This is a genomic window from Streptomyces sp. AP-93, from assembly GCF_022808175.1.
In the GTDB taxonomy this organism is placed as follows: Bacteria; Actinomycetota; Actinomycetes; order Streptomycetales; family Streptomycetaceae; genus Streptomyces.
The window spans coordinates 239534-259729 of record NZ_JALGBX010000012.1; the positions used below are offsets into that span (position 1 = coordinate 239534).

Annotated in this window: 19 protein-coding genes and 1 pseudogene; 9 read left to right on the plus strand and 11 right to left on the minus strand. The window is 70.3% G+C overall.

Going from position 1 to position 20196, the window contains the following annotated elements:
* Positions 1 to 77: 77 nt before the first annotated feature.
* The 5 genes from MTF69_RS21575 to MTF69_RS21595 form a co-directional block, all read right to left on the minus strand.
* Complete coding sequence (locus MTF69_RS21575) at positions 78 to 827, minus strand: 3-oxoacyl-ACP reductase family protein (RefSeq protein WP_243336643.1); 750 nt, start codon at positions 825 to 827, stop codon at positions 78 to 80.
* 110 nt (positions 828 to 937) lie between these two features.
* Positions 938 to 2563, minus strand: coding sequence for an FAD-binding oxidoreductase (locus MTF69_RS43445; protein WP_243336644.1), 1626 nt, complete (start codon positions 2561 to 2563; stop codon positions 938 to 940).
* An 18-nt stretch (positions 2564 to 2581) separates the two neighbouring features.
* Positions 2582 to 3910, minus strand: a complete 1329-nt coding sequence (locus MTF69_RS21585; protein ID WP_243336645.1) for an MFS transporter — start codon at positions 3908 to 3910, stop codon at positions 2582 to 2584.
* Between the two features lie 3 nt (positions 3911 to 3913).
* The gene (locus MTF69_RS21590) at positions 3914 to 5149 is read right to left on the minus strand and encodes a cytochrome P450 (protein ID WP_243336646.1); all 1236 of its coding nucleotides are present in this window, start codon (positions 5147 to 5149) and stop codon (positions 3914 to 3916) included.
* Positions 5150 to 5211: 62 nt separating this feature from the next.
* On the minus strand, positions 5212 to 6456 hold the full coding sequence (locus tag MTF69_RS21595) for an acyltransferase (RefSeq protein ID WP_243336647.1): 1245 nt from the start codon (positions 6454 to 6456) through the stop codon (positions 5212 to 5214).
* Positions 6457 to 6590: 134 nt separating this feature from the next.
* Here MTF69_RS21595 and MTF69_RS21600 point away from each other — a divergent pair, with 134 nt between their 5' ends.
* Positions 6591 to 7499, plus strand: coding sequence for an NADP-dependent oxidoreductase (locus MTF69_RS21600; protein ID WP_243336648.1), 909 nt, complete (start codon positions 6591 to 6593; stop codon positions 7497 to 7499).
* Between the two features lie 97 nt (positions 7500 to 7596).
* On the opposite strand, the gene MTF69_RS21605 is transcribed toward MTF69_RS21600, so the two are convergent.
* From MTF69_RS21605 to MTF69_RS21625, 5 genes are all read right to left on the minus strand, one after another.
* On the minus strand, positions 7597 to 8385 hold the full coding sequence (locus MTF69_RS21605) for an enoyl-CoA hydratase/isomerase family protein (RefSeq protein ID WP_243336651.1): 789 nt from the start codon (positions 8383 to 8385) through the stop codon (positions 7597 to 7599).
* The gene (locus MTF69_RS21610) at positions 8382 to 9125 is read right to left on the minus strand and encodes an SDR family NAD(P)-dependent oxidoreductase (protein WP_243336652.1); all 744 of its coding nucleotides are present in this window, start codon (positions 9123 to 9125) and stop codon (positions 8382 to 8384) included. The genes MTF69_RS21605 and MTF69_RS21610 overlap by 4 nt, the downstream gene beginning before the upstream one ends.
* A gap of 18 nt (positions 9126 to 9143) precedes the next feature.
* Positions 9144 to 10130 (minus strand): 3-oxoacyl-ACP synthase III family protein, encoded by a 987-nt coding sequence (locus MTF69_RS21615; protein ID WP_243336654.1) that lies wholly within the window; start codon positions 10128 to 10130, stop codon positions 9144 to 9146.
* Between the two features lie 78 nt (positions 10131 to 10208).
* Complete coding sequence (locus MTF69_RS21620; RefSeq protein WP_243336656.1) at positions 10209 to 11252, minus strand: ketoacyl-ACP synthase III family protein; 1044 nt, start codon at positions 11250 to 11252, stop codon at positions 10209 to 10211.
* Positions 11253 to 11331: 79 nt separating this feature from the next.
* Positions 11332 to 12348: a VOC family protein gene (locus MTF69_RS21625; protein WP_243336657.1), complete on the minus strand. Its 1017-nt coding sequence runs from the start codon at positions 12346 to 12348 to the stop codon at positions 11332 to 11334.
* Positions 12349 to 12526: 178 nt separating this feature from the next.
* Between MTF69_RS21625 and MTF69_RS21630 the strand changes: the two genes are divergently transcribed.
* The 5 genes from MTF69_RS21630 to MTF69_RS21650 are packed head-to-tail and all read left to right on the plus strand — an operon-like array spanning position 12527 to position 16542.
* Positions 12527 to 13735 carry a sedoheptulose 7-phosphate cyclase gene (locus MTF69_RS21630; RefSeq protein WP_243336660.1) on the plus strand — a complete coding sequence of 403 codons (1209 nt, stop codon included), beginning with the start codon at positions 12527 to 12529 and terminating at the stop codon, positions 13733 to 13735.
* On the plus strand, positions 13732 to 14484 hold the full coding sequence (locus MTF69_RS21635) for a cupin domain-containing protein (protein ID WP_243336662.1): 753 nt from the start codon (positions 13732 to 13734) through the stop codon (positions 14482 to 14484). The genes MTF69_RS21630 and MTF69_RS21635 overlap by 4 nt, the downstream gene beginning before the upstream one ends.
* Entirely contained in the window at positions 14481 to 14885 is a 405-nt protein-coding gene (locus tag MTF69_RS43450) for a hypothetical protein (protein WP_243336664.1), read from the plus strand. Before MTF69_RS21635 ends, MTF69_RS43450 begins: the two co-directional genes overlap by 4 nt.
* Positions 14882 to 15964 carry a transaldolase family protein gene (locus MTF69_RS21645; protein ID WP_243336666.1) on the plus strand — a complete coding sequence of 361 codons (1083 nt, stop codon included), beginning with the start codon at positions 14882 to 14884 and terminating at the stop codon, positions 15962 to 15964. The genes MTF69_RS43450 and MTF69_RS21645 overlap by 4 nt, the downstream gene beginning before the upstream one ends.
* Before the next feature lie 5 nt (positions 15965 to 15969).
* Positions 15970 to 16542: a TetR family transcriptional regulator gene (locus MTF69_RS21650; protein WP_243336668.1), complete on the plus strand. Its 573-nt coding sequence runs from the start codon at positions 15970 to 15972 to the stop codon at positions 16540 to 16542.
* 148 nt (positions 16543 to 16690) lie between these two features.
* Here the strand turns inward: MTF69_RS21650 and MTF69_RS43770 are convergent.
* Positions 16691 to 17833, minus strand: a pseudogene (locus MTF69_RS43770) (IS3 family transposase).
* A 185-nt stretch (positions 17834 to 18018) separates the two neighbouring features.
* Here MTF69_RS43770 and MTF69_RS21660 point away from each other — a divergent pair.
* The 3 genes from MTF69_RS21660 (at position 18019) to MTF69_RS21670 (ending at position 19818) form a co-directional block, all read left to right on the plus strand.
* Positions 18019 to 18864: a hypothetical protein gene (locus MTF69_RS21660; RefSeq protein WP_243336669.1), complete on the plus strand. Its 846-nt coding sequence runs from the start codon at positions 18019 to 18021 to the stop codon at positions 18862 to 18864.
* 232 nt (positions 18865 to 19096) lie between these two features.
* Positions 19097 to 19300 carry a cold-shock protein gene (locus tag MTF69_RS21665; RefSeq protein WP_243336672.1) on the plus strand — a complete coding sequence of 68 codons (204 nt, stop codon included), beginning with the start codon at positions 19097 to 19099 and terminating at the stop codon, positions 19298 to 19300.
* A 326-nt stretch (positions 19301 to 19626) separates the two neighbouring features.
* Positions 19627 to 19818: a serine protease inhibitor gene (locus MTF69_RS21670; RefSeq protein WP_243336703.1), complete on the plus strand. Its 192-nt coding sequence runs from the start codon at positions 19627 to 19629 to the stop codon at positions 19816 to 19818.
* The last annotated feature ends 378 nt before the right edge of the window (positions 19819 to 20196 follow it).

Consider the following 20196-nt stretch of genomic DNA (forward strand, 5'->3'; position numbering starts at 1 on the left):
GGGGCGGCGGGGTGGGGAGGGTGCGCGGGCGGAGGTGCGGGGGAGTACCTCCGCCCGCGCAGCCGGGGGGAGCAGGATCAGACGAGGCCGCCGGCGGCGGCGAGGTACTGGCCCGTGACGTAGCGGGCGTCGTCGCTCGCGAGGAACGCGACGATGTCCGCCACGTCCTCCGGCTGGCCGATGCGGCCGAGCGGCATCATCGCGGCGAAGGCCGGGAACTGATCCTTGATCGGGGCCGTCTGGTCGGTCTCGATCAGGCCGGGCAGCACGGAGTTGACGGTGATGCCGCGCCCGCCGACCTCCTTGGCGAGGGCCAGGCCCAGGGCCTCCACGGCCGCCTTGGTGGCGGCGTAGGCGCCCACTCCCGCGTAGGACGCGTGGGTGTACCCGGTGGAGATGTTCACGATGCGACCGCCGTCGCCGACCTTGGCGGCGGCCTGGCGCAGCGAGTAGAAGGTGCCCTTGAAGTTGACGTCGACGACGCGGTCGAAGGTCTCGTCGTCCAGGTCGGCGATCGGGCCGTTGCCGGCAATGCCGGCGTTGTTCACCACGATGTCGAGCTTGCCGAAGGAGTTGAGGACCTCCTTGTAGAGGTTCTCGATCTCCTCCTTGGCGGCGAAGTCGGCCTTGAACGCGACGGCCTTGCCACCCGCGGCGACGATGGTGTCGACGACCTCCTGAGCGGCGGCCGCGTTGCTCTGGTACGTAACGGCCACCTCGGCGCCGTCCGAGGCCAGGCGCAGGGCGATGGCACGGCCGATACCACGGGAGGACGCGGTGACCAGGGCGGTCTTGCCCTGCAGGCGCTGAGAGGTCTGCGTGCTCATGAAGAGTCACACCTTTCGGGTAGTCAATTCCTTGTATGGAGAAAGGTTCCGGAGCGACCCGGAGACACGTACGAACCTACCTGGGATTAATTTCATGCGCAAGCATGTAATTAGACGGGGAGTTCGATGGAGAGTGCGTGCCGGAACACGTTGCGCGGGTCCCACTTGGCCTTGACCTGCTGCAGCGCGGGGTAGTTGTCCTTGTAGTACAGCCGCTGCCAGGGGGTGCCCGAGGGGTTCCAGGCCGGATCCTTGACGTCCACGTCCGCATAGTTGATGAACATGCCGTCGGTCACGCCGTTCAGACCGGGCACACCACCGGTCTCGCCGTAGAGGTCGCGGAAGAACTCCCGCAGCCAGGTCAGGTGCTTCCCGTCATCGGCCGGGTCGGTCCACAGCGCGGCGGCCTGCACCTTCAGGATCGAGTCGCGCTGGGCCACGGCGGTCGCGTCCGGGGCCACGGTGTTGACCTTGCCGCCGTAGGCGGAGATCAGCATCAGCGCACCCGGGTGCGCGTAGTCGGTACGGGTCAGGTGCCGGTACATGGCGCCGATCTGGCTGTCCGTGAAGTTCTTGCGCTGGTAGGCAGGCTTGCCCTTGAAGCGGAACAGCGGGTCCGGGCCGGTGAACCCGGACCACTGGGTGGCGTGCAGCCAGGACACCTTGCGGTGCTCGGCCACCTGCGCCGTGACACCGGTACCCGCACCGACGTAGTCGATGAAGGCCTGCAGCATCTGCTCGGCGTTGGGAGCGGACGCGTCGACCTGAGTCGTCAGCGAAACGGCCCCGGCCGCCTGGTGCGCGGGCTTGAGCTCGCTGAACAGGGACAGCTCGGGGGCGGTAGGCCCGCTGAAGCGCTCGTGCCACTCGCCGTAGTTCTTCATCAGCCGGCTGAAACCGTCCCGGGTCAGCTGGGCCCACGGCCAGTTGACGGTCGAGATCCACACCTCGGAGGGCGGCTGCGGCAGCAGCTGGGAAGGGTTGGAGCCGGTCGCGTCGGGTGTGCGCAGCCAGTACCTGGTGACGACCCCGAAATTGCCGCCGCCGCCACCGGTGTGGGCCCACCACAGATCACGGTTGGGGTCGGACGCCTCGCGGGTGGCCACGACGGCCCGCGCCGTGCCGCCGGCGTTCACCGTGACGACCTCGACCGCGTACACGTAGTCGCTGATCAGGCCGTACTTGCGGGACAGGGCTCCGTAACCGCCGCCCTGGATGTGGCCGCCGGCGCCGACCGTTGGGCACGCGCCGCCCGGCACGGTCACCCCCCAGCCCTTGAACAGCCGTTCGTAGACCTGGCCCAGCTTGGCGCCGGCCTCCACCACGAAGGCGCGGCGGGAGGAGTCGTACGAGACGCAGTTCATCACGGACATGTCGATGACGACCTTGACCGCCGGGTTGGCGACGAAGTCCTCGTAGCAGTGGCCGCCGCTGCGGACGGCGATCCGCTTGCCGGCGTTCACCGCACCCTGCACCGCGGCGACCACCTGTGCGGTCGTACCGACGACCCGGACCGAATCCGGGCTGCCGACGAAGCGCTGGTTCGTGCCGCGTACGAGATCGGGATAGCGGACGTCGGACGGGCCGACCGTCACGGGGCCGAAGACGGCCTCCGCGGCCTCTGCGGCTTTGGCGGGCTGGGCGGCGAGGAGACCCGCGCCGGTGCCGAGCGCCACGGCTCCGGCTCCGGCGGCGGTCCCCGCGACGAACCGTCTGCGCGTCACGGTACTGGTCACTTCTGCTCCTTGGGAGTCTTAGGAATCGGTCGGGAGAACGGCGTCACGCCCGCTGTGCGCAGCGGGAACGTCAGGGGAGGAGGCGGAGCCGGAGGGGGCCGCGGGCCGCAGCCCGGCCCGCCACTCGAACCAGGCGATGACGCCCGCGGCGAAGGTGAGGACCGCTCCGGCGGCGAACACGGCCGTCAGCCCGAACCCGGCGTCGAGCACCCGCCCGCCGAGCCAGGCGCCGAGGGCGATGGAGGCCTGGACGGCCGCGATGCTCACGGACACCGCGATGGTCGGCGCCCGGTCGCCCGCCGAGTTGAGGATGCGCGCGCCCAGCCCGGGGTTGAGCGCGAAGAACAGCACACTGAAGGCGACCAGGACCGCCACCGCCGCGACGGGCAGCGCCGCGAAGGCGGCGAAGGCCAGCAGTACCAGCGTGAGGAGGCCGAGGAAGGCCGTGAGCGACCCCATCAGCGCGCGGTCGGCCAGCCGGCCGCCCAGCATGCCGCCGGCCAGCGAACCGAGGCCGAAGAGGAACAGCAGCAGGGTGACGCTCCGCGGACCGAACCCGCTGACCTGCTCCAGCACCGGGGTCAGGAAGGTGAAGGCCGCGAACCCCCCGGTCATGGCGACCACCGTCAGCAGCAGTGCCACCTGCACCCGGCGGTCGCGCAGCACCCGGAGCTCCGCGCCGACGTCCCCCCTGACCGGCGTACGCGACCGGGGAACGAGTACCGCCACCGCCACGAGTGCGACCAGGCTGAGCAGGACCACCCCCCAGAACGCCGCCCGCCAGCCCCACTGCTGCGCCAGCAGCAGTCCCAGCGGGACCCCGACGATCGTCGAGAGGTTGACGCCGACGATGATCCGCGCCACCGCTGACCCCGACTTCTCGGGGCCCGCGATCTCCGCGGCGGTGACCAGCGAGATCGCGAACAGCGTGCAGTGGCTCAGGGCCGAGGCCACCCGCGCCGCCATCAGGGCTTCATAGCCGGGCGCCAGCGCGGCGGCCAGATTGCCCGCGGTGAAGACGGCGAGCAGACCCACGAGCAGCGGACGGCGGGGGAGCCGGCTGGTCACGAGGGTGACCAGCGGACCGCCGACCACCACGGTCAGCGCGTAGCCGGAGACCAGCAGCCCGGCGTCGGACAGGGACACCTGCAGGTCTTCCGAGAGCCGCGGCAGCAGACCCGCGATGACGGATTCGGCGGTCCCGAGACCGAACACGGCGAGCACGAGCGCGAACACGGGCGCCGGCATGGCCAGGCGGCTGCGGAAGGAGGCGGAGTCCCCGATCGTGGAGGGTTTCCGCAGGGAGGACTCCTGCCTGGAGGGCTCCCGCGTGGAGGGCTGCGTCACGGATCAGCCCACGTGGACGGGGAGCTCGAAGAGCCCGCGGATCAGCAGGCCCTGTCGCCACCGCAGGGAATCGGCGGGCACCGCGAGCCTGATGCCCGGGAACCGGCGCACCAGACTGCCGATGGCGATCTGCCCTTCCATCCGGGCCAGCGGGGCACCGAGGCAGTAGTGCAGGCCCTGGCCGAAGACGAGGTGCGCCGAGTCCCCGCGGGTGATGTCGAAGGTGTCGGGGTCCTTGAAGCGCTCCGGGTCGCGGCTCGACGAAGCGAGCGAGATCAGCACGGGCGCGCCCTCGGGGACGACGACGTCCCCGATGTCGATCTGCTCGGCGGCGAACCGCCAGGTGGCGACCTCCACCGAGCCCTCGTACCGCAGCGCCTCCTCGACGGTGTTGGTGATCAGCGACGGGTCGTTCACCAGCAGCGCCATCTGGTCGGGGTGCTGCATCAGCGCGAGCACCGCGTTGGCGATGAGGTGAACGGTGGTCTCGTGACCGCCGACCAGGATCAGGAAGGCCATGGCGGTGAGTTCGGCCTGCGACAACCGCTGGTCGTCGTCGCGGGCCGCGATCAGGGCACTGATCAGATCGTCGCCGGGCTCCACGGTCTTGCGCTCGACCAGAGCCGCGATGTAGCTGCCGAGCTGCAGCGAAGCGTCCGCGACACGGGCGTGGCCCTCCTCGTCGGCGACGAGGGTGGAGAGCGCGGTCGACCAGTCGTGGATGAGGTCCACGTCGTCGAGGGGAACACCGAGCAGCTCGCAGATCACGGTGACCGGCAGGCGGAAGGCGAACTGCTCCAGCAGGTCCAGCGGACCGTCCTGGCGCTCCATGGCGTCGAGGAGGTCATCGGTGATCTCCTGGATCCGGACGCGGAGCGACTCGATCCGGCGCGGGGTGAAGCCCTTGTGGACCAGCCGGCGCAGCCGTGTGTGGTCCGGCGGGTCCACGTTGAGCAAGTGCCGGACCAGGGAGGCGTCCTCGCCGTCCGTCGGCTGGGCCACGGTGGCCCGCCACTGGGGGCCGACCTTGTTCGGGTCCTTGCTCAGGCGGGGGTCGGACAGCGCCTCCTTGGCGTCTGCGAACCGGGTCACGAGCCAGAACTGGCCGCCGTCCGGCAGCGACATGTGACTGACCGGGGCCTGGGCCCTCAGCCGGGCGTACAGGGCGTAGGGGTTGGCCTCGCCCCCGAAGCCGATCGATTCAGGCGATCGTGGGCCGGCAAGTGTCGTACTGCTCATCGTTGCGTCTCCAAAGTGTCGGGGCTCCGCGACCGGGAACCGGTGGGGCGGTCGATCGGGTGTCAGACGGTTCCGGCTGTCGTGACGCGCTCCGACTCGGACTCGGACTTGGGCCCGTTCTCGGGCTCGTGCTCGGGCTCGGCGCCGCTGCGCGCAGCAGCCGGGGCCCGGCCCTGGCCCGGCACGCGGGCGGCACGGTCGGCCTTCGGCTTGCTCCAGCGGCGCATGGCCGGCTGCTCCACCCAGGCGTGCAGGGCCCAGGCGGCCAGCAGGCTGAGGGCCAGCCCCGCCAGCAACAGACCCAGACCGGCGGCGGTGCTCCAGCCCTGCGGGTTGCCGAGCTGTGCGCGGGCCCAGATCAGGACGACCACGTGGACCAGGTAGAAGGCGTAGCTGACCTCGCCCAGCCAGCCCGCGACCCGGCCGCGCAGCAGTGTGCGCCGGCCCTCCGAGTCGGCGACGGCGGCGGCCGGGACGATGAGGGCGAGCGGGACGATGGTGGCGGCGTTGAGCCCGTAGACGTAGGGCAGTTCGCTCGCCAGGGCGTAGCAGGCGACGAACAGGAGGGCGGCGGGGGCCAGCCCGATCCGGATCCAGCGGCCTTCCATCACGATCTTCGCCATCAGGATGCCGAGCAGGAAGTCCAGGGCGCGCACCGGCGGGAAGGCGTAGACGAACCAGAACTGGTAGAGGCCGATCGGCTGCCCGTCCGGCATGGCCGGGACCGACGGCAGGACGAACTGCGCCAGCAGGGCGGCTGCGAAGACGGCGGCGACCACCGCACCGGCCCACCACCACAGCCGTGCGGCGGGAATCCTGGAGACGTACTTCAGCAGGAGCGGGAAGGAGAGGTAGAACAGCACCTCGCAGGCCAGCGACCAGCTGGGCGGGTTCACGCTGAACAGCACGTCGTAGGCCGGGAACCAGGACTGGACGAGCAGCAGGTTCGGGACCGCCTGGTACGCCTTGGTGGTGGTGGCCACGAGGAGCAGGGCGGCCACGAAGGTCACGACGTGGTTGGGGTACACCTTCGCCACCCGACGGCGCAGGTAGCGGCCGAAGGTGTCCTTCTTCCTGGCCGACCAGGTGAGCACGAAGCCGCTGAGGATGAAGAAGAACGAGACGCCGACGTGACCGGCGTTGATGAACAGCTCCCGGTAGAAGGACACCACGTCCTGGTCCGAGAAGACGTTGACCCAGATGCCGTGGTGGAGGAAGACGAGGACCGCGGCGATGAAGCGCATGCCCGTCAGGGAAGGGAGCCGGGAACTGCCGCCCACGGAAACCGGCGTGGTTGTTCTGGGCATGGCGATGAAACCTCCTGCGAGGACGAGTGCGGGGTGAGTGCGGGGCAGTCCCGTCATTCTAGGAAGGTTTAATATGCATCCGCAAGCAATTATATTGGCTGGTGTTCGACTCGATCTCCCATGAAAGGCACCCCATGCGTGCGCTGACCCTGCCCCAGTACGGCGACCCGAGCCTGCTGACCGTCTCCGAACTCCCCGTCCCCGCCCCCCGTCCCGGCCAGATCCTCGTGCGCACCGCCGGGACCGCCGTCAACCCGGTTGACCTGCTCGTCCGTTCCGGTGAGCTGGCCGGGAGCATCAGCCACCCCTTCCCGCTGATCCTCGGCTGGGACCTCTCCGGGACCGTCGCGGAAGTCGGCGAGGGCGTGGACCGGTTCGCCCCCGGCGACCGGATCGTGGCCATGTCCGCCCAGTACGCCACCGGCGTCGGAACCCATGCCGAGTACGTCGCGCTGGACGCCGCCCTCGCGGCGCCCGCCCCGAAGACCGTCGACCTCGTGCACGCCGCGGCGCTGCCGCTGGGCGGACTCACCGCGTACCAGGCGCTCGAGAAGGCCGCTCCCCGCCCCGGCGAGACGCTGCTGGTCACCGGTCCCGTAGGGGCCGTCGGCGGGTTCGCCACCCAGATCGCCGCCGCGCGCGGGGTCCGGGTGATCGCGCTGGCGCGCCCCGAGGACGCCGCGCTCGCCCGGGAGCTGGGAGCCGAGTCGGTGCTCTTCAGCGACGAGCCCGTGCCCGCCGGCGTCGCCGATGTGCTGCTGGAGACCGCCGGCATCGCACCCCAGGTCATCGGCGCGGTACGGGACGGCGGGCGCGCGGTCTCCATCTACGCCCCCGAGCCGCCGAAGGCCGAGCGTGGGATCACCGTGCTCCAGACCTTCGTGGAGCAGGACGGCGACCAGCTCGCCGTCCTCTCGGGCCTGGTCGACGAAGGGGTGCTGACCCTGCGCGTGGCCGAGGTGAGCGACTTCTCCGCCGGTCCGCAGGCGCACCGCCGGCTGGCCGCGGGCGGCACGCGTGGGAAGCTGATCCTCACGCCGTGACGCCCCGCGGGCCGGGCCGCCGTGCCCGGCCCGCACACGCAGGACGGGTGTGGCCCCGAGAGGAATCCTCTCGGGGCCACACCCGTCGTACGCGCGGTCAGCGGCCGGCGAAGACCGCCTTGCCCGGTCCCTGCTCGACGAACGTCCGCATACCCGCCAGCTGGTCCTGAGTGCCGAACAGCCCCTCGAACAGGGTCCGTTCGATGTCCAGACCGGACCTGATGTCGGTGCCCGTCCCGAGATCGACGGCCTGCTTGACCGCGCGCAGTGCGAGCGCGGGACCGCCCACGAACTGGCCGGCCCAGGCCCTGGCCTCGGTGAGCACCTGGTCCCGCGGCACCACCCGGTCGGCCAGCCCGATGGCGAGCGCCTCGTCGGCGGTCAGGGCGCGCCCGGTGAACATGAGCTCCTTGGCCTTCGCGGTACCGACCAGCCGGGACAGCCGCTGGGTGCCGCCGGCCCCCGGAATCACCCCGAGCTTGATCTCCGGGAGCCCGATCCGCACTTCGGGGGAGAGGATGCGGTGGTCCGCCGTGAGCGCCAGCTCGCAGCCGCCGCCGAGGGCGAAACCGGTGACGGCCGCCACGACCGGCTTGGGGATGTCGGCCACCGCGGTGAAGGCGCCCTGGAGCCGCCCCGCCCACAGCACCATGTCCACGGGCTCCAGCCCCGACATCTCGCGGATGTCCGCTCCGGCGGAGAACCGGTCGGGTCCGCCGTAGAGGACCACGGCCGAGACGTCCGCGCGGACGGCCGCCTCCTCGGCCGCCGCACGCAGTTCGGCCTGCGCCTGGTGGTCGAGCGCGTTGACCGGGGCCCGCGACACCTCGATCGTCCCGATGCCCCCGGAAACGACGAGCCGGACGCGCGGATCGGACGGGTTCACGCCCACAGCAGACCTCCATTGACTTCGAGCACGTGACCGTTGACGTACGAACTGTCGTCGCAGGCGAGGAACACCGCGCCGAGCGCGGCCTCGTCGAGCGTCCCCGCCCGGCCCAGCGAGAAGCGGTGGTGGTACGCCTCCCACACCTTCTGGTTCTGGGAGAGTTCGCGCCCCATCCCGTCCTCCAGGACCCCCGGGGCCAGCGCGTTGACCTGGATGCCCTTGCGGCCCAGCTCGATCGCGGAGACCTTGGTGAGGGTCTCGATGGCCGCCTTCGTCGCGGAGTAGCCCGCCGCGCCGATGGCCACCCGGCTGGACATGCTGGAGGACAGCGTGATGATCCGGCCGCCGTCGCCCTGCGCGATCATGTGCCGCGCGGCACTCTGCAGGCAGAGGAAGGTGCCGTTGACGTTGGTGTCCATCATGGCGCGCCAGTCCTCCGGACTGATCCGCTCCACCTTGCCGTCCCGGTTGACTCCGGCGTTGGCGACCAGGACGTCGATCCGGCCGTACGTGGCGACCGCGGCGTCCATGAGCGCCTCGACACTGTCCGGGTCGGTCACATCGGTCTCGTGGTAGAGCACCCGGTCCGGCAACTGGCGGACCAGGTTCTCGATGTCGTACGGATTGCGGGCCGCGCAGACCACCGTGGCGCCCTCGTCGAGGAAGCGTTCGGCGATCGCCCTGCCCAGTCCGCGGGTGCCGCCCGTGACGACGGCGACCTTGTCCTTCAGACGCATCAGCAGAACTCCTTTCGGTCAGTACCAGGTGAGGGCGGCCGCACCGGCGGTCATGCCTCCGCCGACCGTGGCGAACAGGACCTTGTCGCCCCGTCGCAGCGGCCGCTCCAGCTGGGAGTGGGCGAGGGTGAAGGGGATCGACGCGGCTCCCGTGTTGCCGAACTCCGGCGCGGTCAGCGGCACCTTGGCCATGTCGACGCCGAGCTCCGCCGCCACCGACTCGACCAGCCGGGCGTTGCCCTGGTGGATGAAGACCCGGTCGAGGTCGTCGGCGGTCCAGCCCGCGGTGCTCAGCACGTCGTCGACCACCTTGGGGATGATCTGCAGGGCGTACTCCTTCACGGACCTCCCCTGCATGCGGAAGTAGTGGCGGCCCGCCCCGCGCGCGGCCTCGTCCGCGACTTCCCGGGTGCCTCCCGCGGCGACCTCGACGAGGTCCGCGCCGTCGCCCTCCGCGTACAGCCGGGTGGCGTGGATGCCGTACCCCTCGGGCACCTGGCCCAGCAGCACGGCGCCGGCGCCGTCGCCGAAGAGCGAGACCGTGCGCCGGTCGGAGCGGTCCATGATCGTGGAGTACATGTCGGCGCCGACGACCAGCGCGGTCCCCGCCGACGGGTCGGTGCTCAGCATCGAGTGGGCCACCGAGAGCCCGTACACGAAGCCGGAGCAGACGGCGTTGACGTCGAACGCCGGCGTGCCGTGCATGTGGAGCAGCCGCTGCATGCGCACCGCGGTGGCGGGCTGCGGCTGGTCGGGGGTGGAGGTCGCCAGGACCGTCAGGCTCACCTGCTCACGGTGGTGGTGCGGCGAACCTTCGAAGAGCCGCTCCACCGCCCGGGCGGCGAGCTCCGACGTCGTGGTGCCCGGCTCCGCGTACCGCCGGGTGAGGACGCCCGTGCGCTCGGCGATCCACTCCTTCGGGATGTCGGCCCACTGGCTGATCTGGTCGTTGTCGATGACACGCGACGGGGCATGGGCGCCCACGCCGACGATTCCGACGGGCATGGCTGGTTGACTCCTTGTCTGGGGTGGGGCGGATGGACCCGGCGGAACAGGAGGAGGCCGGGGGGCGCGGTACGGGCGTCAGCTGGGGAGGCCGCGCCAGGAAGGCTCGGCCACGACGTCCAGAACGGCGCCCGTCCAGCTGAAACCACCCCCGACGCCCAGGAGCAGTACCCGCTTGCCCGGCGACAGCGCGCCCGTCTCGGACAGGTGGTTGAGGCCCGCGAACTGGTCGCCGGGGCCGATGTGGCCGGTGCGCCGGGAGAACTCCCAGGCGGTGCGGTCCAGGTCGTGGACACCGATGGGGGCCAGGCACTGGCGGACGGTCAGGCCGGCGCCGAAGTGCGGGGCCACGATGTGGTCCATGTCGTCGATCGAGGAGTCCGCCTCCTCGAGTGCCTGGTGCACGGCCTTGCGCAGACCGTTCTCCACCCGGCGCCACACCTCGTCCTTGTCGAAGGTCTCGAGGAACTGCTGGTGGCGGCGGTTGAGATCGATGGGGTGCTCGGCGTCGTGCTGGAAGGGGCCGAAGGGCTCGTGGCCGCGGTGCATGGCCTCGAGGTCGGGGTCGGTGTGGGTGGCCATGGACAGCACCCGGGCGAAACCGCCCTCGCGGGAGAGTGCCACGGCCGCGGCGCCGTCCCCGTAGAGGATGCGGTCCGTGCGCCACCGGTCGAAGTACGGGTCCGTCCACAGGTCGCCCGCGGTGGACACGGCGACCTTGGCCTCCGGGTGGGCGTACAGGTAGGCGGCGGCCAGCTCGGCGGCGACCAGGCCGCCGTTGGAGCCGGAGCGCACCTCGGCGGAGAGCGCGCCGGCCTTGGCGATGCCCTTCTGGATGTACGAGCCGGAGTTCCAGATGTCGATGCCGTTGTGGAACACGACGGAGTACGTCACGGCCGCGACGTCCTCGGGGAGGTACCCCGAGCGCTCCAGGGCCTGGCGGCCGGCCCGTACGGCCATCTCGGGGATGCTGTCCTCGGGGGCGGCGACCGTCAGGGCCAGGTGGCCGCTGTGCTTCGCGGACTCCTCGTCGTACTGTCCCGCGTCGATGGCTTCCTCGACGGTGACCTGCTTGGGCAGGAAGGCGCCCGTTCCAGCTATGTAGAGATCGTTCCAACGCATGGTGGTGGTGCGCTCCTTGAGAGTGGTGGTGGTGAAACCGCTGGTGTGCGGGCCGGCGCCGCGTGCGGGCGGGGGCGGCTCAGCGCCAGCTGTATCCGTGTGAGGCGGCGCGGCGGGCCGTGGTGTGACGCTCGTAGGGCAGTCGCCCGTCGGGCATGCACAGGACTTCCATCTGCACCCCGATGGGCGTGGTGAAGTACACCCACCGGTTGCCCGCGATCGGGCCGTCGGAAATGGTCTCGGGAGTGCCCATGACGCGGACGCCGGGCTGCTCCCCGAGGTACCGCGCGGCCGCGTCCACGTCGTCGGTGTGGAAGGCGATGTGGTGGCCGCCGATATCGCTGTTGCGAGGGGGCGGTGAGCCCCCGGGCCCAGCCCGCCGCAACTCGATCAGGTCGGTGGGGCCCAGCCGCAGCGTGACGCGCGGCTGCGCGCCGGGCGCCGGCGGACGGCGGGGCGGCAGCGGGGTGGCGCCGAGCACCGAGGCGAAGAAGCCGACGGCGGCGTCCAGGTCCGCGACGGTCAGCGCCAGGCGTTCGGCGCCGAGTACCACGGCCGGCCCCGGCGCCCCGGCGGATGCGGGGGCGAGAGGGTCGAAGTCGCCGCAGAGCTGGAGCTCCATCCCCCAGGAGGTGACGAAGGAGACCCGGCGCAGCGAGTGCCCCGGCCGCACGGTCGGCGTGGTCGCGTCCGCCTGGACGCGCACGTCGGGCCGCTCGCGCAGCCGGGCGACGGCCGCCCCGATGTCCGCGACCCGCAGCACGAGCCGGTGCCAGCCGATGTCGGCCGGCCGGGGCGGGCGGGTGCGCTGATCAGGGGTGGTGTACTGGAAGAGCTCCAGGTTGGTGGAGGGGCCCACGCGCAGCAGCGCGACCCTGGCCGAGGCCCTCGGGTGGACGCCCAGCTTGCGGGTCATCCAGTCGCCTTCGGAGTCCTCGACCGGCCCTTCCACGTAGCAGAGTTCACCGCCGAGCAGCTCGGCGAAGAAGGCGATGGCACCGTCCAGGTCCGGCACGGTGAACGCGAAGTGGTCCACGCGCCGGACGGTCGGTATCCCGGCCGGGGCCGCTCGTCGTCTGAGCGCTGCCGCCTGCATACCCGACTCCTTTTCCGAAACCGTTCGCCGTTTCTTACGAGGTGCTCGAACGTAGTAGTACTTGCATCTGAAAGCAAGACTAGTCGCTCCCCAGTAGGGAACATCTATATAATTTGCTTGCAGATGCATTGAGTTCGCGGATACTGTTCCCGACGAAGCACCGAGTGAGGAGACAGGCATGCAGTCAGATCTTCAGGTGACCGAACGCAGCAGCGACGGTGGTCTGTTCACGGGCGGCAACCCCGTCACGCACTGGTCCGTACGGGCCTACAAGCAGGTCGACTACGAAGTACGCGTAGAGGAGAACCTGCTGAGCCTGGGCAACCGGGCGATCCTCGAAGACGTCGCCGAGGGGAAGCACGCGCGCCGCCTGGTGGTCGTGGACTCCGTGGTCGACGAGCTCTACGGAACCCGCATCCGGGCGTACTTCGAGCACCACGGCGTCGAGTACAAGCTGCTCGTACTGGCGGACGGCGAGTCGCACAAGGACATGCGACAGGTCCTCGAAGTCGTCAAGGCCCTCGACGAGTTCGGCGTGGACCGCCGTCGCGAGCCGATCATCGCCATCGGCGGCGGCGTCCTGATGGACATCGTCGGCTGCGCCGCCGGCATGTACCGGCGCGGGACCCCCTGGATCCGTATCCCCACCACGCTCATCGGCCTCGTGGACGCGGGTGTCGGCGTGAAGACCGGCGTCAACAACGACGGCCACAAGAACCGGATCGGCAGCTACTTCTCCGCCGACCGCACCCTGCTCGACAGGTCCTTCCTGGCCACTCTGGACGAACGCCACATAGGCAACGGCCTCGCCGAGATCCTCAAGATCGCCCTGGTCAAGGACCGGCGGCTCTTCGTACTGCTGGAGCAGCACGGCGCACGCCTGCGGAGCGAGCGGCTCCAGGCCCCCGCCCCCGGCGGCGCGGACCCCGCCGCCGAGGTCGTGGAGCGGGCCATCCACGGCATGCTCGAGGAACTCCAGCCCAATCTCTGGGAGAAGGTCCTGGAACGGGTCGTCGACTACGGGCACTCCTTCAGCCCGGTCATCGAGATGCACGCCCTCCCCGAGCTGCTGCACGGCGAAGCCGTGGCCGTCGACATGGCCCTCACCACCGTGATCGCCGAACAGCGCGGTCTGGTGACCTCGGACGAGCGCCGCCGGATCTTCTCGGTGATGACCGGGCTCGGCCTGTCCAGCTGGCACGAGCTGTGCACGCCCAAGCTGCTGGTCCCGGCCCTGCGCGACACGGTCCGCCACCGCGACGGACAGCAGCGGCTGCCGCTGCCCGTCGGCATCGGCTCCGCGGTCTTCGTCAACGACCTGACCGAGGACGAGCTGGAGCGCGCGGCGCAGTCGCTCGCGGATCTGCACTGGGGTGACGTCAGGTGAGCGAGGACACCACCCGGCCCCTTCCCTGGAGGGCCGTGGGCACGACCGGCCACAAGGCCTCCGTGTACGGAGTCCACGGCGCGCGGGGCAAGACGTACTGGAAGGCCTTCGCGACCCGGCGCCAGCTCCGCTCGGAGAGCGAGGCCGTGGAATGGGCCTCGCTTCCGATCGGCGGGGTGAGCGGCGAGCACCGGCACACCCGCACCGAGGAGATCTACCTCATCCTGTCCGGCACCGGAGAACTGCTGCTCAACGGCGAGACGCACCCGGTGGGAGCCGGATCGCTGGCGCTGACCAGCGTCGGCAATGTCCACGGACTCCTCAACACGGGCTCCCGCAGCCTCGACTGGTGGGTCATAGAAACGCTCGCACCGGCGACCACCGCGGTGCTGTCCGGAACCCAGCCGCTCCAAGGAGCAGACATGACGAAGGCCGTGGTCCACGACCTGTTCGAAGAGAAGACCGTCGACACGGCGGGTGTGTTCAGCGGTCCGCTCAAACGCGTCGAGGTCGTCGAACTGACCGCGGGCGAGGATCGGGTGCTCGGCCGGGACGACGCCGAACTCGCTGTGTTCGTGCACGCGGGCGAGGGAGAGGTGTCGGCCCCGGGCGTCACCGAGAGGGTCCGCCTGGTCCCGGACACCTGCCTGCTGCTGGCAGCGGGTTCGCGCAGCTCCTTCTCCGCCACCGGCCCCCTGCGACTGGCAGTGGTCACCCTCGCGGTCGTGCGGAAAGAGGACGAACAGTGATCGTCTCCACCGCGGTGGGCGATGTGAACGTCCTCGCCGGGTCCGTGCCGGCGAGGTGGCAGAGCCTGATCCGGCGCGGAATGCTCTTCAGCGAATGCGAGGGCGTCGAGTTCTGGGATCTGCCCGAGGGCGCCACCCTGCCCGTACGGGCCGAGGACGGCGCCGAAGAGGCGGTACTCGTCCTGCGCGGCGCGGTCGTCTTCCGGGCCCAAGGACAGCCCGCCGTCTCCGCCGGGGCCGGCCGGCTGCTGCTGCTCCCGCACGGTCTCGCCGGCGCCCTGCACGCCGAGGGGCCGGGCACGGCCCTCGTCGTGGTGCGCGGACTGCCCGCCGTGGTGTCACGGCGGCTGCCCGAGCGGCTGCCGGAACTCCCCGCCGCACACGCACTGGGGGAGCAGTGAACAACACCGTCGCCCGGCTCTCCGCACAGGGGGTGTCGCTCTGGCTGGACGGTTCCGGCGGCGCCCTCGGCGACCTGCGCGGCCTGACCGGCGAGGGCGGGATCACGGGGATCGCCGCACCCTGGTCGCCCTCCGCCCGGACCGTACGCACCGACCCGGCCTGTCACGAACGCCTTGACGCGTGGACGGATTCCACGAGCCCGGCGGAAACACTGTGGGAACTGGCCGTCGAGGACGCCCGCCAGCTCTGCGATCAGCTGCTGCCCACCCACCGGGCGACGGCCGGGCGCGAGGGTTTCGTATCGGTCGACGTGGACCCGAGGAACGCCTGGGACGCGGGCGCCACGCTGGCGGAGGCGCGTGCGCTGTGGAGCGCGGTGGACCGGCCCAATCTGATGGTCAGGATTCCGGCGACCGTAGAGAACCTCTCGGTCATGACCGCGTGTCTGGCCGAGTCCATGAACGTGAACGCCACGCTGATCTTCTCGCCGGACCGGGCCGCCAGGGTGGCACGGGCCTTCCTCGACGGCTTGGACCAGGCCTCCGGGCCGCCCGCGGTGTCCGCGGTGGCCTCCTTCTCCGTGAGCGAGCTGGACGCCGAGGTGGACCGGGTGCTGGAGCGGGCCGGCACGGCGGAGGCCCGCGCGCTGACGGGGACCTCGGCGATCGCCAACGCCAGGCTGGGTTACGAGAGTTTCCAGCAGGTGTTCGCCTCCCCGCGGTGGCGCGCGCTGGCCGAAGCCGGCGCCACGGAGCCACGGCTGCTGTGGGCCTCCACCGCCGTCCGGCACCCCGAGCACCGGCACACCCGGTACGTCGAGGAGCTCATCGCGCCCGGCACCGTCCACACGGTGTCCGAGGGCAGGCTGCGGGCCGTCCTCGACGATGCGCGGATCCACGGCGACAGCGTGCGCCGCCACTACGCCGACGCGCGCCGGGTGCTCTCGTACCTGCAGTGGTTCGGTATCTCGCACCGCACCGTGGCGGCTTCGCTGCACGCGACCGGCCTGCGCAAGGCCATCGCCGAGCGGGAGGAACTGCTGTCGGCCATCGCGGTGAGCCGGCCACATCAAAAATGAAATACATGGCCAAGCAGGACAGGGCGGTGAGAACCCGCGCCGCCCTCATCCGGGCCGCGGCCGTGGAGTTCGCCCGCAGCGGCTACGCGGGCACCGCGGTGAGCTCGATCACGAGGACGGCCGGAGTTTCCGTCGGGGCTCTGACCTTCCACTTCGACTCCAAGAGCGACCTGGCCGACGCCGTGCTAAAGGAGGCGCACACCGTCGTGTGCGCCGTCCTAGAGGAGTCGGTCGGCTCCGCGCAATCGCCCCTGGCCCAACTCGACGCGGTCGTGGCCGGCCTCGCCCGCAAGCTCCAGGAGAGCGACACGGTGCGGGGAGCCGCCCGCCTGGAACAGGAGCGGCCGACCGCATCGGACGCCTGGTCCAGGCTCTGGTACCCGGTGATGCTGCACCTGGCCGCCGAGGCCTGCCGGTCGGGCGACCTACCCCCCACGACCCGCCCCGAACAGGCAGCTTCACTGGCAGCACTCTTCATCCGAGGGTGCGGCATACCCCCGCACACCACGGATACCGAGTCGGCCGTCGAGCAGCACCTGGACCTCTGGGCCATCATCCAAAAAGGAATAATGTCTTAAACGCGCTCCGGCCGGAGAACCCCTGGCGTCAGCGGCGGGGTCGGGGCTGGTGTTGGCTCGGACACTGACTCTGTGACGCGGGAGGCCTTGACCAGGCATCTCGCCAAGGACACTATGACCTTCGCCCCGTTATATGGACATCTCGGACTTATGTAGCCAGGTTGAGGCTACCCGAGTTGAGCGATCGTTGTTCGAATTCGACGGGGCTGATGTGGCCGAGTGCGGAGTGGCGGCGTCGGTGGTTGTACCAGGCCAGCCAGGAGAATACGGCCATGCGGGCCTCGGAGTTCTGTGACCACCTCTCGTCGTGAAGGAGTTCTCGTTTGATGCTCGCGAAGAACGATTCGGCCAGGGCATTGTCGTAGCTCGACCCGACACGGCCCATTGACCTGCGGATTCCGTGCTTGCGGCAGGCGCCGGCGAACGAGGAAGACGTATATTGTGTCCCGCGGTCGGAATGGAAGATCACGCCGTCGACGGAGCCGCCGCGAGTTGTGACAGCCGCTTCGAGGGCGTCGACGACCAGGTCCGCGCGAATGAATGTCGATCACAGTGGCGAGATACATCCAGTCCTTCCCAACGGGGAGATAAGTGATGTCGCCGCACCAGCGCACGTTCGGCCGGCGTGCGGTGAAGTCACGTTCAAGCAGGTCGGGGGCCTTCGGCGCCCGAGCATCCTGCACGGTGGTGCGCTTGCCCTTGCGCAGGTGACGGCCCGTGATCCCAGCAGCCCGCATCAGCCGGGCTACCCGCTTGTGGTTCACCACCGGGCCCGATTCCCGCAACTCGCGGGTGATCCGCGGGACTCCGTAGGCACCCTTCGCGTCGGCTTGGACAGTTCGGATCCGCTCCGTCAAGACAGCCTTGGCCGCGGTCCTGGCAAGGCGGGCCGGCTCGGCCAGGCGCCAGCGGTAGAAGCCGGACCGGGAGCCCCGCAGGATTCTGGCCAGCCGCTGTATCCCGTACTCCAGATGGTGGTCGGAGATGAACCGCCAGCGGCTGGTCAACGACCCATCTCCTTCGCAAAATACTGAGCAGCCTTCCGGAGGATCTCTTTCTCCAACTCCAGCTCACGCACCTGCTTCCGCAGCCGCTTCAGCTCCTCCTTCTCTGACGGCGTCAGCACGTCACCGCCTCCATCGGCCGCAGAATCGGCCTTGTGGACCCACTGGCGCAGCGACTCGGCGTTGACTCCGGGATCCTTGGCGACCGAGCCGACAGTCCGCCCGCTGGACCGCACCAACGCCACCGCGTCCCGCTTGAACTCCTGCGAATACCGGGCAACACCCACCAGAACACCTCCGTCTCGGATCCCACGATCCGATCTTCAAGAGATGTCCACAAACGGGGGCAAACCTCATCACGCACCTGACCCTGCTGCGCGCCCACCTGCTCACCCCGCACGGCTTCAAAGGCCTCCTGGCCCTGCGCCGGCGCACGGGGGTCCGTCTGGTTCTGGTCTGCCACCGCCCGTCGATGAGGGCGTTCCTGGAGCGCGAACTGCGCCAGGTGGACCACGTTGTCGCCGAGGCCTCGGCTCTGCTGCCTGAGGCCGAGCAGGCCGTCTTGGACCGCCAGATCCCGCGTGCCGCGCGGCCGTTGGCGAACCGCTGGATCGGCCTGCCGGCCTTGACCACCCTCAAGGCCTTCGACGAGTCGACCGGCCCGTGCCGGTGTGCCGCGCCGTTGGCGGCGGACCGGGACTTCTTCCCGCCGGTGATGCCGGCGGTCACCGAGGCGGAGGTAGCGTGGCGCCTTCACCGCGCGACGGCGCACCCCTACCTGGCGGCTCAGCTCGCGACAGCCACCTTCACCGGGGCCTCCACCACCCAGCTCGCCACCGCCCACGTCCGCGACCTCTCCGGGGACGCCACGACCATCACCCTGCACGACCAGGGGCTGCGCGGGGGCTGCATGGCCCACCCTGTTCTCGAGTGGGCCCGCGCGCTGCTGAGGGCGGCGGCTCTCCTGTGGAAGACCGGGTCCACGACCAGCGGGCCGCTCTTCGCCGATCCGCTGGGAAGCGAGGGACTGCCGTCCCTGATGGCCTTCGCCGAGGAGTGCAGGCTGCGCCCGCCCCAGCCACCGCGGCCCAAGCTGCGCCGGGGTCGGCGAGCGGCAGCATTGGGCCCGGTGGATCCGGTGAAGACCGTCTGGCCCGTGTGTACCGCCCATTGCAGGCTCACGTGGGTGTGGGATGAGCCCGATCGGATGCAGGGCTGTCCGTACCCGCCTCCGCATACGCGGAAGACCATCGAGCGGCGGAAGAAGGGGTGGTTGCCACCGGACTACGGCCTGCGTGAGCTTCGCCATCTGCGCTGACGCGCTCGACATGGGCTGGTGACAGAGCTGTCGCCGGTCAGTGGATCTGGTACGGGATGATCTTTCCAGAGTCTAGCTCTAGCTCAGATTGAAGCATTCAAGTTGGAGGCCTGTTTCGACGAGATCTCCTCGAGGCTTCGTGATCATGTTTTCATCTTTGACTGTCCGGGGAGGATCGGCGTGCGGCCCGGTGCGGTCGATGCGTACGGCGTTGTCTTTCTAGGGGTGGGTTATGGCTCAGGGCACTGTGAAGTGGTTCAACGGCGAGAAGGGCTTCGGGTTCATCTCCCCCGATGGTGGAGGCCCCGACGTCTTCGTCCATTTCAGCGCGATCGTGGGCACAGGCTTCAGGAACCTGGAGGAAAACCAGAGGGTCGAGTTCGAGGTGACCCAGGGACAGCGCGGCCCGCAAGCCGCTGACGTCCGAGGGGTTTGAACCTGCTGGACTGACCCAGCATGAGCGGAGTCAGCCCAGCAGGCCTGGGCCTCATCGACTGTTCCCCCGTATCGGACAGTCCACCCGGGCCACCTGCTACGGCCAGCCAGCCAGCCAGCCCGCGGAGCGGGCCTTGGTCCTGGAGGCGGAGCCGGAAGGCCCGGGGTGCGGGAGCGCAGCGGACCCGCCCAATGGGCCGGAGGCCCGGATCCCGTGAAACGGGGTCACCTCTTTGCGAAGCACGGGAGTCCCAAGCCCTGTGCAGTGGTGGCCTGTAGCGTCGAGCGTGAAGCGAAGCGATCATCACCCTGGAGGGGACGTTGGATGTGAAGAGTGTGTGGCCGGAGTTGATGGGGAGGCCGGTGGAGGAGGCCCGTCGGCAGATCGGGGCGGAGTTCCCGGAGATTGCGGTCCATGTGGTGCCTGAGGGCAGCATGGTGACGATGGATTTCAATGAGCAGCGGGTGAGGCTGTTCGTGAGGGACGGCAAGGTGGTGCGGGAGCCCAGGCGCGGGTAGTCCCTGCTGCTGTCCCGCGGAGCGGGCCTTGGTCCTGGAGGCGAAGCCGCAGGGGCCGGAGTGGGAGCGCAGCGGACACGCCAACGGGCCGAGGCCCGGACCCCGTGAAACGGGCGCACTTCCCGCGCGCAGCGCGGGAAGCCCTGGCCGGCGAAGCCGGCCCGTTGCGTGTGGAGCGCAGCGCAACACGCAACCCAGCTCGAAGCGAAGCGGCTAGCCCGCGAAGCGGGCCACCCGAGCGCAGCGAGGACGTTTCCCTTCCCAAGCGCGCAGCGCTTGGGAAGGTCCCTGGGGGCCAACGGCCCCCAGCCCGGAGCGAAGCGGAGGGCTACCTCCCCGAAGGGGAGGCCCTGGCCCGCGAAGCGGGCCCGCCCGAGC